The following is a 12,077-nucleotide window of genomic DNA, read 5'->3' as shown; positions in this document are numbered from 1 at the left end:
GAACTAAAAATGAAAATAATAAAACAAATGCCAAATACAAAAAAAATAAATCCTAAAATTTTATATTATGGATTTCCTGTAATTTTACTAAGTACGTTAAATGAGGATGGAACAGTAAATATTAGCCCTTTATCTTCTTCTTGGGTATTAGGAGACTGCATTATTTTAGGGATTGGTCTTGGAGGAAAGGCAATTGAAAACTTAGAACATCATCCTGCATGTGTCATAAATATCCCAGACCCCTCTCTCTGGGAAAACGTGGAACAGTTAGCTCCTTACACAGGAAAAAATCCAGTTCCAGATTTTAAAAAACAGATCGGTTTTACATTTAGAAAAGAGAAATATGATCTTAGTTGCTTAACACCTATTGAGTCCACAACGGTTATTCCTACTCGAATTATGGAGTGTCCTATTCAAATCGAAGCAAAGGTAAAACATATTCGCATTCCAGATTATTCTCCTAATTTTGCTATCGTCGAGACCCAAACGACACAAGTACATGCCCACGAAGAAATAATTATTGACGAAAATCATATTGATCCAAATAAATGGAGTCCACTAATTTATAATTTTCGTCATTATTTTGGTTTGGGTAGCAACCTTGGAAATAACTTCCGCTCTGAGATCTAAACATTGGGATTAAAACATATGGTTCACAAAAAAAGACCAGGTTCTCATTTGAGCGCCTGGTTATTTGTTAATAATTAGGTCTATAATAATATGCTTGCTGCTCATATGCACAAAATACTTCACTATTAAGCAATACAATAATGAAATCTGTTTTTTCCATTTAGAAATGAAAAATCTTTCTTAGAACATTCACTTTATCTCTTTCATAAATTCTCTAAAGTCTTCAACGATTTCTTTTGCTTTTGTACGATATAAGTAATGATCCCCTTCAAATGTCATCACTTTCCCATGGACAGAATTAGCTATTTGTTTTTTATGCTCTGGTATCCATCTGTCCGTTACTGGATGCTTCTCTTGTATAAAGAAAATAACTGGAAGATTTTTGGGGAATGTTAAACTTTCAGCCGCTTTAAAGTTAGCATACATCATTTCAGCTTCATTTAACTGGCTGAGATTATACATATTTTTGTGCTTAAGAATTTTCATTTGTTCTTTTGTTTTCTCATCATAGGGTAGTTCAGCATATGGGTCATCGCTAAGCTTCACCTGCAATCTAGCTAAACCTGATTTTTTTAGTAGTTTTAAAGTAGTTATTACTGAAGATTCAATCTTTCTTTCACTTATCGTTGGAACACTACTATCCAGCCCGACAAATGCACTTACTTCGTTTGGATATTTGTTCACATAATCCAATCCGTAAAGGCCTGAAATGGAGTGACCCATTAGAATATAACGCTCAATTTGAAGACGCTGTAATGCTTCATGGATTTCACTAACAATATTCTCAGTGCTTCTTTCTTTTTCCGTAAGAGCACTTAATCCATAACCAAAAGGCTCAATGACTACAACCTTGTAAAATGGAGATAGTTCATCTACTAGTAGTTGAAAATCAAGTGCTGGTGCTGCTGTTCCATAACCAGGTAAGAGTACGACAGTTTCTTCTCCTTCTCCCTGGATAAGGACATTCATTTTTTTCCCATCTACGGTGACAGACTGACCATAAGTTTCTAGTTTTCCTTGCTCCATTTTGCTACAAACAATATGAACAAGGAAAACAACCGCTAATAAAAGTAATATGGCTATAATTAAACCTACTACTATTTTACTTATAAAGGTTATCGTTTTTTTCATTATATTGACACGAGGGTATAGAACAGCAAGCGATAACTGTATTTTCCTTTCTTCTCGTGCCACACCTCCCTTTCATACTCTTCACCCTATCAATCTATCTCGGCTACTTTTATAAACCGCTAAGGATAGCTTATACAATGAAGGTGTACTGCCTATGACAACAATATGAACAGCGTATGAACAAAAAAATAGTACGTCATTAAATAAATACAGAAAGGACCCAATAATTCTTTTGCTATGACATTGCTTAATTGACATGAAAAAAAGGATCTTCAAATCGAAGATCCTTTTGCTACTTTGTCGGATTTTTTATATTTAGTCTTAACGTTTCCTAACAATCCATCTCTATCAAGCAAAGTTGGTAAACTGATACCGATAACGATTATGACAATACCTGCTATTTGCAAAGTTGTAACCGTTTCGCTTAAGAGGATAACTGATACCATCACCGCGATTGGCAATTCAACAGCACTCAATATGGATGACATACCTAATCCCACTTTAGGCACTGCAATTGTGAATAAGAAAACTGGTATAATCATGCCAAATAACCCCAATGCTAAACCATAAATCCACAGTCCTTCGTTAAACAAAGTGCCATTCCAAATAATTTCTGGAGACTGAAAAGCCGCAGTCGTCATGAAAGCGAAGAAAGAAACCAATACTAAGCGATTAGAGGTTGTCATACTTGCGGTTGTCTTTCCGTTTACATATAAAAATAAGGAGTAACAAAGAGCAGCTGCTAAACCCCATAACCACCCTTGAAAAGGTATTTGAGACAAATCAACATCAATTATGCCTGCAGCTGGTATGGTTCCAGCTACTAATATAATTAAAGAGATGAATTCAATTCTACTTGGAAATTGCCGTTTTGTGATACAAGAAATCAGCATACCAATCCATGTAAATTGGAACAGTAATACTACTGCCAAGGAAGCAGGCAAAAAGTTTAAAGAATGACCATATAAAATATTTGTTAACCCTGTTAACATGCCTGCAAACAGAAGGATTTTAACGCCTTTAAAGCTAAAATTTGATCTATTTGTAACTAAGGAAATACATACTGCTATACAAAAGCCGATAAAAAACTGACTTGTAACTGCCTCAGATACAGAAAAGCCACTACGCATTGCCAGTTTTATAATAGTTGAAACGATACCAAAACTACTAGCTGCAATCACTACTAATAGGGGATAAAGATACATCTTGATTATTCACTTCCCTCTCAAAACTTGTCTTGATGAAATTTTGTTTATGATTTTGAGATGTCGAAAAAAATCATAATCTCCAATATATATCACAGATTGTTATTTTACAATCTTTTTTTCGTTAATAATGAATCCTCTCGTAGAGGAAAACCTAATTTTAACAAATGATAAAAAAGCCAAAACCCACATGTTTCAAGAGTTTGGCTTTTATCTTTGTATTTCATTAATAAAGAATGTTAAATTGAATGTTTTATCTCAATTTCCTTCAGCATAAATCTTATACTGTAATAATCCAATCAAAAAAACATCCCCCTCTATAAAGAACATAGAAGTGAGATGTTTTTACTGTTTACTACTATTATTAGAATGGCCGCAAACGTTTAACGTGACTCTTTTGGCGGTTGGCATATATCGCATTTTCGTTGGTTTTTATTTTTAAATTTCGTAAATGTTTTTTCAAAGTTAGTACCACATGCACATTTAAATAGTAGCTTTTGAGAAAAACCATGGTATTCAGTCGTTAGCAACTTACTTTCTGAATTGTTCTCAACAAATTTCTGAATTTCACCAATCGTCCAACGTTTATTCATTTCCTTACACCTCCATATTTAATCGTTCCGCGGAGGCTTTTCTTGGCATCCGTTATAAAAAGAGCTTAAGTATCTTAAGTGCCTCATTATAACATGACCTGGCTCACAATAAAATAGATGTTTGACAAGCCTTTGACTAGTGTTAGTGGTGATACTCTTGCATGCTGCCTCCCAATACTTGGAATTCTAAGGAACCTTCATCTTTAATCAATATTTTTAAGATTCAAAGCTTTTGTATCTGCTCTTTAATATCCACCGTGCATAATCCTCCGTGATAACAAATCACCGATTCAATGTCTAGGTCTACATATTTTTTTAAAGATTGTTGAGCAACCTCTATATCTAAAGTGGTTGGAACATGAATCCCTCCCAATATACCATTTACACTATACATCGAATCGCCGGCAACAAGCGTTTTACTTTGCTTCAAATATAAACTAATATGGCCAGGCGTATGTCCTGGCGTATGGATAACTCGTATTCCCCCACAATATGGTAGTTCTTGACCGTCTTTCAAGGTCTCATCCACTTTCCCCTTGGGTGGATTCTCTATGTGCCCGTCTTTCAAAAGCGGTAAATCCCCCTGAATATAAGGCTTATCTAGTTCGTGCGCATAAATTTTTATATGACTACCGCAATTTTGCAATATTTCAGGAAGACTGCCTATATGATCGATATCCTGATGTGTCAAAATCACAACTTTTAATTGGTTGAACGACACGCCTACATCTTCCATTGCCTTACGTAAATCTCCCATTTGGCCTGAACATCCAGTATCAATTAAAACAGCCATCTCCTGATCCCATAAAAGCGTTGGATGAATGAAGGCTCCGTTAAATTTAAGCTCCAGAATCTCTACTCCCCTAGAAATTTTCATCATTTCTTCCCCTTTATGATTAGATTTTATTATTCTTTTATATCCTGAAGAACAGTCCTCTTCCGCCAAAGCAACTCTCTCAATGTTTCAAAATTGACTAGAATCGTTCCAACAATAATCGTCAGAGTACCTATTCCTGTTAACCACGAAATATATTCATGATAGAAGGTAACACCTAATATAACGGCAATTACTGGTGAGATATACAGCCATGTGGACGGAAAAACAGGATTTGTTCGTGACACAAGCCAATAATAAATGCTGTGACCAATCATTGAACCAAAAATAATCAAATAAAAAAGAGAACCAATTGAAGCTGGACTTAAAAGATAATGAAGCTGAATGTTCTCAGTAAAAAGTGACAAAATGATTAATAAAATACCTCCATGCATCATTTGTGCTGCATTTAAAGCAATTGGAGATGTTGTTCCAAATTTTTGGATGATATGCTTCGTATAAATCGTTCCAGATGCGTAGAAAACTTCTCCTAAAATAATAGCGAAACAACCAACCATCCAGAAGGGACTAATCTCCATTGCAAAGCTAGGTAAGATTAAGAACGTAACACCAATGACTCCGACAACACAACCAATAAATGATTTTCGGTCTCCTTTTTGCTTCAATATAAATGTCTGAATAACAATAATCATCATTGGACCTGTAGCAGATAAGACAGCTGCGATTCCAGATGTCACATACTGTTCTGCCCAATATAATGTGGCAAACGTTCCAAAGGTTAAGGCCACTCCTGTAAAAAACATTTCTTTTCGAAATAATAACCGGATTGTCGTTTTTTCGCGCCAAACCATAAAACTAAATAGTAGTAAACCGGCAATGAAAAAACGAAGACCAGCTGATAAAAACGGAGGAACTCCTGCATCAACACCAACTTTAATTGCTAAAAATGTTGTCCCAAAAATCAAACACATAAAGAAATAATTAATCATTACCATATCAAACTCCTCCTCTTTTTCTATCATAAAAGAAGTAGGATAGAACAGATTAAAAAGGATAGAACAGATCAATTTGGTTCGTGGTACAATCGGTTTGAATAGGAGGAATCGATGTGGGCAAAGTAAATCAAAATGAAGATTATCTTTTTAAGAAAGTCTATGATGATGTACTGGACCGAATAGAGCGTAAAGAATGGAAAGAACATGAAAAGCTTCCCTCCGTCCGGCAATTAGCATCTGAAATGAATGTCCATCGGCTAACGGTATTAAAAGCTTATCAACTATTAAAACAGCATGACAAAGTTTATGTAAAAGATAAATCAGGCTATTTTGTCCAATCAATTGTAACAAAATATATTGAATGTTTAGATCAGGACAATCCCATTGTTTCAGCATACGTAAAAAAAAATCATTTATCAGAAATCCATCAGCCATCTGTTTCCTATCATTTTTCTCAGGCATTGATTGATCCCAATCTTTTGCCTAATCACTATTTTTCAAATTACGTGAAGGAAGTGTTTGACCTATATCCGAAAGTATTGGCAACCTACTCAACGGTGCAAGGTGATTTAGAGCTACGTGAGACACTGACCCAATATTTTATCAACCACTATAAAACACATTTGAGTGCAGATGAACTGTTAATAACGTCTGGCTCACAGCAAGCCATTCACTTAATTGCTCAAGCTTTTATTAAGCCAAGAGACGTCGTTTTATTTGAACGTCCAAGCTATAGTGCTGCGATTGATATTTTTAAAGCACAAGGAGCACAGATAGTTACGGTGGATATCCACCCTGAGGGCTACGATTTAGAACAGGTCGAATACTATATTAAAAAATACAAGCCACGCCTATTTTATCTCAACCCTACCTTCCATAATCCAACTGGTTATACGATTTCTGTCGAGCAGCGCAAAAGATTAGTGGAATTAGCTGAGCACTATCGGTTTCTAATAATAGAAGACGATGCCTATCACGACATTTATTTTGACCAAGCCCCACCACCTCCAATTTATACATTTGATAGTGTTGGGACAGTCATTTATATCCGAAGCTTTTGCAAATACATCTCTCCTGGTTTGAGAATTGCAACTGTTATTTGTCCATCATCATTAATGAAATCACTATTAACAGAAAAATCGCTAGCTGATAATGGCTCACCACTTCTCAATCAAAAAATTTTTCTCCATTACTTCTCCTCACTAAGATTGCAACAACATTTGGAGAAAATCCGGATTGCCCTACAGATTCGAAAGGAAATTATGGAGGAAGAGCTAGCTGTAACAGGCTGGCGATGGAACAGTCCAAAAGGCGGTCTAAATTTATGGGTACAGCTCCCAGACGATCTTCCAACTGAATTATTATTATCTAGAAGCATCGAACAATCGATCTCCTTTGTGCCAGGTCAAGTTTGTGATCCATTAAAACAATTATCCTCTTGGATACGTTTAAGCTATTCCTATGCAAACGAAAAACAGCTAAGAGAAGGAGTAAAAAAGTTGGTTACAGTGGCGCAATCGCTTTCTAAGTGATCGGACTAGCGATTTAATTAAATCTATAAACGGTGGTATTCACAGCTTTATCAACCATTTCAATTATTTTTTCATCGGTGGCACGAATCGTAATAAGCGGTAGACATAGCAACAACAGGCAGACATATACACCTAACATATTCAGCTGTCTATTTGAATAATATGAAAAAAAGTTATACACCTAGCTCTTATCTGTTCAAAAGAATTGCAGCAAATCACAGGAAAAATTTGTTCTCGGTGTAGAACACAATTTGACCAAGGAATGATAAGAGTGCTTTCAGATTTAAGAAAGCCATATTAACTCTATATTCCAGTAAAAATAACAGCCAAATTATTATTGAAGAGAGAGATTTAGAAAAATTTCTATTCTCATAACCTCCCTGTAGAATGATAGAATGTTTTTATACAGTGATAGAAGGAGGAGAAAGATATTGTCTAATCAAAATGAGGCTTCATTAGATAAGGAAAAGCAGCCTGATCCGAAAGTTAAAGTAGAAAGAAAAGAGGGGGAACCAACTGCTGCTTTCAAGGGGGCTTCCTGGGGCGCATTGTTAGTAGGTGTTACGGCATATTTTATAGGCTTGTTTAATGCAACGATGCAACTAAACGAAAAAGGATATTACCTAGCTGTTTTAATATTTGGACTCTATTCAGCAATATCCTTACAAAAAGCAGTAAGAGATAAAGAAGAGGGAATACCAGTTACTAGTATTTATTATGGTATTAGCTGGGTTGCACTTATTGTATCTATTTCATTAATGGGCATTGGGTTATATAATGCTGGAAGTATTGTTTTAAGCGAAAAAGGGTTCTATGGTATGTCATTTGTTCTAAGTTTATTTGCATCCATCACGGTTCAAAAGAATATTAGAGACACACAGAGAGCTAGGGAAAGAGATTAAGTTACTGAAAGAGTCGAGAAGTTCATTCTCGATTCCTTTTGTCATTTTTTCTTAAGCTCCATACGCCTCCAGACTATAAAAAAAGAGCATGGCTGTCATCAGCCATACTCCTCTCAATTTTATTTTTCTCCGCTTATTTCGACTAAAATTTTAGATTGTGTTTTGTCATTTGTTAACGTTTTGAATCCTTTTTCAACAATCTCATCTAGTTCAATTTGACTTGTGATGATTCCTTGTGGATTTAGTTGACCAGCGCTCATTGCATCAATTGTTCTTTGGAAAATTGACGGTGTATAAACAATGGATGATAATACATTAACACCTGTGTTTGTAAGTTGCATTGGATTCCATTCGATTGGTCTTGCAAAAATCGACACAATCATCATGTTACCACGAGGTTTTGTTACATCAATTGCTTGTTTAAAGGTAGGAGCAACTCCTGCCACCTCAAAGGATACATCAACCCCATCTGCAACAATCGCACGAACTGCTTGTACAGGATTTTCTTTACCTGAATTAATAGCATGGGTTGCACCTAATTCTTTTGCCTTTTCTAATCGATCATCGGATAAATCTAATACGATAACTTTACTAGCACCTGATGCTTTTGCAGCGATTACTGTTAATAATCCAATTGGTCCAGCTCCAAATACAGCAACAGAATCACCTAATGTAACCCCTGCATCTTTGACAGCTTGTACAGCAACAGCCATTGGTTCTACTAGTGCACCATCTTGTAATGTTAAGTTATCTGCTAAACGATGTATATTCGTTACAGGGACATTAACATATTCTGCAAATCCACCGTTTCCATGTAAACCGATGAAGTTAAATCCATCATAACGATCGACTTCTTCATGTTTATTTCTATATGTTAATGTAGGATTGATGACAACTCGGTCCCCAGCCTTAAAGTCAGTAACCTTAGCGCCAACTTCTTCGATGATACCAGCAAATTCATGTCCCATTGTAAGTGGGGCCACTTCACCTGTTAATTCAGCTTTTTCATCAACTGGTACGAAAACCGGACCTTCTTCGTATTCATGCAAATCACTTCCACAAATACCAGCCCACGCTACTTTTACTTTCACTTCTTCTTCTCTTAAAGCGCGTAATTCAACCTCTTCAACTCTAATATCTTTCACACCATGCCAAACTGCAGCTTTCATTTATGTTACCCCCATAAAATTATTTAAATTGGTACCATAAAATAACATCCTTAATAGCTACTCGTGCATGATCAAAATCCGACACTTCTATACACTTGATAAAAGTATTGATGGACATATGATAGGATTCAACTAGATTCATCTTCCATTTGGTTTGTGCAGCTACATTTGTAACAAATATTGTTTCTTTAAAGAATCGTAGCATAGCAATATTTCCTGTAACATCAAAAAACAATTGTAACAAGTGGGCAAACGAAACAACATATTCATAAATATTTTCAGCAGACTTTCTTTGTTTCATAGCTTCAAATCGAAATAATAGCTCATTTTGCAAATCGGCAGTCCATTTAGATTCACACTTAGTGAGTGCAATATCCAATAGATGATAAAGCGCTTCCAAATAATCCTTTAATTCCTGATCCGTTATAATCTTCACTCTTACACCTTTATGTTGTACTTTTTCAACTACCCCATCTTTTTGTAAAAGATAAAGGGCCTCACGGACAGGTGCATGACTTACTTGTAACTCCTTTGCAATTTCTGCCTCTATTAAGCGCTGACCTTGTTCATAGTAACCAGAAAATATGCGGAATAATAATCGTTCAGCTATTTGCTCAGAAATTGTTTTTTTTGAAATTGAATTTTCATCAAACCCCATTAAACCACTCCAATAAATTTATATCCTTTTATTTTAACATAGTTCAGTGTATAGGGTGATTAGCTAAAAGCGTTATATATTATGGATTATAGATTATCGATAATCTATAAAAGTATTTTAATCTATAAACTCATTTCTTTCAAATATCTTGTTTTGGGTAGGTAACTAAATAATATCAAGTACCTTTTAAGAGAAAATTTATAAATGCAAAAAAGATGGTGTTAAGTTGATCAGATTGGTATATGGAGATAATTTGCGATATGAGTTACTCAATACTAACCCATAAAAAATGCACACAAATTGCTAGTTATTGTCTCACAATTTGTGTGCCATTCATTTTATAGTGATTTGATTCGATTGTTCTGGGTATTGATTAGACCATAAAGTTTGGGCGATTTGTCTATTAATGATGTATATTTCTAGGTTTTTGGGTCATTAACGGCTGTCGCGCTTTGTGAGCCACTAAGCTTATCTGTTGCAATTCATATGGGCTTACCAACACTTTGCATACCGAAATGCAACCAAAGGAACATATATAACTTTTCTTTCATTAACACTATTTCAAAAAGACTTAGGCATAGCTCCTAAGAAGTTATTGTGTTTCTTCTCATATGATATGATGATGTACTAGTTTAATAGCTTTAAATGAAAAAGGGTCTGTGCCCCTAGCCTCTATTCTCTATATAACTAACAATTTCATTGGCAACAGTTGATGTTAACAATGTTGATATATTACTTAAAACAATAATTGTTGCGTCACTTTCTATCAATCTTAAATAGGAGGAAGTAAAACCATTAATCCCCCCATGATGAAAAATGAGCGTATTATTCTTTTTTGTCTTAGTAATGTTCCATCCATATCCGTTGCCAAAACGACCTGGTGAAAGCATCTGAGTTGTTATAGTTTTCGATAATAAACAATTATTTTTAATTGCATCATCAAGTAATTGTAAATCTTCTACTGTAGAAACTAACCCTCCAGCTGAATAGGTGTTAGACATATTGATGAAACTAGCATGATAAATATTATTTTTTTCTAACTCATAACCGCTTGCTTTATACTTTTGAATAGCCACGTTATAATCAAGACCAGTGTTTAACATCGATAAAGGCTGAAAAATCTTTTGTTTAAGGAATTCTTCATACCTTAAACCACTTATCATTTCTATAATCTTACCTAATACAATGTATCCTGAATTAGAATAATTAAACTCTTTCCCTGGTATAGATTTGAATGAACAAGAAATAATCCAATTTATTAAATCATCTGGTGATTGTAACTGATAAGATTTTAATAAAAAATCAGGTTGTTCAGTAATATTACCAATGCCAGATGTATGAGTTAATAAATGTTCGATCATAATTTGGTCACCCTTTGGAAAATTAGGAATAAAATTATCTACAGTATTATGCAACTGCAACTTTTGCTCTTCAACTAATATTAAAATTGCAATGGCAGTAAAGATTTTAGTTACAGATCCAATACGAAACTTTGTAATAGCAGTATTTGGTATATCCCATTCATAATTGGCTTTTCCAAATGATTCTTTATATATTGTTTCTCCTTGTTCAACCACTATGATATTTCCACTAAATCCCTCGTCTTTTGAGTTTAAAAATGAATGAATATATGATTTTAGCAAATTTCAAGCACTCCTTATTTTGTACTATAAGTTACTTGAAATGTTATCCAATGGCATTTACCTACTTCCTCCTTTCGAACTTTACGAGAGATTAAAGCTCATTTCTAAGATTCGTGCGAATTTCCTTTTGCTTTAACTTTATTAATTCTATGATACTTTTACAGATTCTTTTAAGTGACTCATTTGATTTGTAAGTGAGTACGATAATACTACCACCTTCTATCATGCTAAAAACTAAATATGCCATTTCTGTAGCTTCCTCAGGGGGCCAATTTGACTGGATAAACTTTTCTCTTACTATCATGATAAGTTCTTCATAGGCATTCTTGCATGCTAAACGAAGTTGCTCACTCATATGCCAAGTTTCCAAAGAAATAAGTGCTAGTGGAATTCCATCATGTGCAATTTTTGGATTAAAGCTTAAACATTGACCAAAAAAACACTCTAAAGCTTTTATTACATCATCCTGCTGTGAAAATAAATTTCTCAACGCTTGAGCAGCAAAATCTTTTGTTCTGTTAATTGCCTCTGTCGCTAATTGCTCCTTGCCTTCAGGAAAATAATAATAAAGCGAACCTTTTGGACAACCCGACTCTTTAATAATTTGATTTAATCCAGTAGCATGGTACCCTTGTTTTTGAAACAGTGTTGACGCGGTCGATAAAATTTTCATTTTACTTTCTTGATTTCTAGGCATTTTCCCCTCCAGAATTATAATGACTGGTCTATATAATAAATTGTTGAGATTATAAAGTCAATAGAACTGATTATAGCTTTCCCTTTA

12 protein-coding genes are annotated in these 12,077 nt (G+C 34.7%); 3 read left to right on the top strand and 9 right to left on the bottom strand.

Annotated features, from left to right (window positions below; all coding sequences use genetic code 11):
- The first annotated feature begins 9 nt into the window (after positions 1 to 9).
- Positions 10 to 630 (top strand): flavin reductase family protein, encoded by a 621-nt coding sequence (locus EW028_RS00950; RefSeq protein WP_131519611.1) that lies wholly within the window; start codon positions 10 to 12, stop codon positions 628 to 630.
- Between the two features lie 189 nt (positions 631 to 819).
- On the opposite strand, the gene EW028_RS00945 is transcribed toward EW028_RS00950, so the two are convergent.
- From EW028_RS00945 to EW028_RS00925, 5 genes are all read right to left on the bottom strand, one after another.
- The gene (locus EW028_RS00945; protein ID WP_131519610.1) at positions 820 to 1,824 is read right to left on the bottom strand and encodes an alpha/beta fold hydrolase; all 1,005 of its coding nucleotides are present in this window, start codon (positions 1,822 to 1,824) and stop codon (positions 820 to 822) included.
- Positions 1,825 to 2,033: 209 nt separating this feature from the next.
- Entirely contained in the window at positions 2,034 to 2,966 is a 933-nt protein-coding gene (locus EW028_RS00940) for an EamA family transporter (protein ID WP_131519609.1), read from the bottom strand.
- A 383-nt stretch (positions 2,967 to 3,349) separates the two neighbouring features.
- Positions 3,350 to 3,559 carry a hypothetical protein gene (locus tag EW028_RS00935; RefSeq protein WP_131519608.1) on the bottom strand — a complete coding sequence of 70 codons (210 nt, stop codon included), beginning with the start codon at positions 3,557 to 3,559 and terminating at the stop codon, positions 3,350 to 3,352.
- 223 nt (positions 3,560 to 3,782) lie between these two features.
- Positions 3,783 to 4,436, bottom strand: a complete 654-nt coding sequence (locus tag EW028_RS00930; RefSeq protein WP_131520013.1) for an MBL fold metallo-hydrolase — start codon at positions 4,434 to 4,436, stop codon at positions 3,783 to 3,785.
- Between the two features lie 29 nt (positions 4,437 to 4,465).
- A complete protein-coding gene (locus tag EW028_RS00925) occupies positions 4,466 to 5,389 on the bottom strand; it encodes a DMT family transporter (RefSeq protein ID WP_131519607.1) in 924 nt (307 codons plus the stop codon).
- 113 nt (positions 5,390 to 5,502) lie between these two features.
- Between EW028_RS00925 and EW028_RS00920 the strand changes: the two genes are divergently transcribed.
- Together EW028_RS00920 and yiaA are read left to right on the top strand one after the other, a co-directional pair.
- Positions 5,503 to 6,921, top strand: coding sequence for an aminotransferase-like domain-containing protein (locus tag EW028_RS00920; protein WP_131519606.1), 1,419 nt, complete (start codon positions 5,503 to 5,505; stop codon positions 6,919 to 6,921).
- Between the two features lie 431 nt (positions 6,922 to 7,352).
- The gene (yiaA, locus tag EW028_RS00915) at positions 7,353 to 7,823 is read left to right on the top strand and encodes an inner membrane protein YiaA (protein ID WP_131519605.1); all 471 of its coding nucleotides are present in this window, start codon (positions 7,353 to 7,355) and stop codon (positions 7,821 to 7,823) included.
- A 119-nt stretch (positions 7,824 to 7,942) separates the two neighbouring features.
- Here yiaA and EW028_RS00910 read toward each other — a convergent pair whose 3' ends face one another.
- The 4 genes from EW028_RS00910 to EW028_RS00895 form a co-directional block, all read right to left on the bottom strand.
- The gene (locus EW028_RS00910; RefSeq protein WP_131519604.1) at positions 7,943 to 8,992 is read right to left on the bottom strand and encodes a 2,3-butanediol dehydrogenase; all 1,050 of its coding nucleotides are present in this window, start codon (positions 8,990 to 8,992) and stop codon (positions 7,943 to 7,945) included.
- 19 nt (positions 8,993 to 9,011) lie between these two features.
- Positions 9,012 to 9,650 (bottom strand): GntR family transcriptional regulator, encoded by a 639-nt coding sequence (locus EW028_RS00905; protein ID WP_048391171.1) that lies wholly within the window; start codon positions 9,648 to 9,650, stop codon positions 9,012 to 9,014.
- Between the two features lie 665 nt (positions 9,651 to 10,315).
- Positions 10,316 to 11,293: a serine hydrolase domain-containing protein gene (locus tag EW028_RS00900; protein WP_131519603.1), complete on the bottom strand. Its 978-nt coding sequence runs from the start codon at positions 11,291 to 11,293 to the stop codon at positions 10,316 to 10,318.
- A gap of 91 nt (positions 11,294 to 11,384) precedes the next feature.
- Positions 11,385 to 11,966, bottom strand: coding sequence for a TetR/AcrR family transcriptional regulator (locus EW028_RS00895; RefSeq protein WP_131520012.1), 582 nt, complete (start codon positions 11,964 to 11,966; stop codon positions 11,385 to 11,387).
- Positions 11,967 to 12,077: the final 111 nt, after the last annotated feature.

This window comes from Lysinibacillus sp. OL1 (assembly GCF_004332175.1).
In the GTDB taxonomy this organism is placed as follows: domain Bacteria; phylum Bacillota; class Bacilli; order Bacillales_A; family Planococcaceae; genus Lysinibacillus; species Lysinibacillus capsici.
This window is presented reverse-complemented; position numbering and strand designations above follow the sequence as displayed.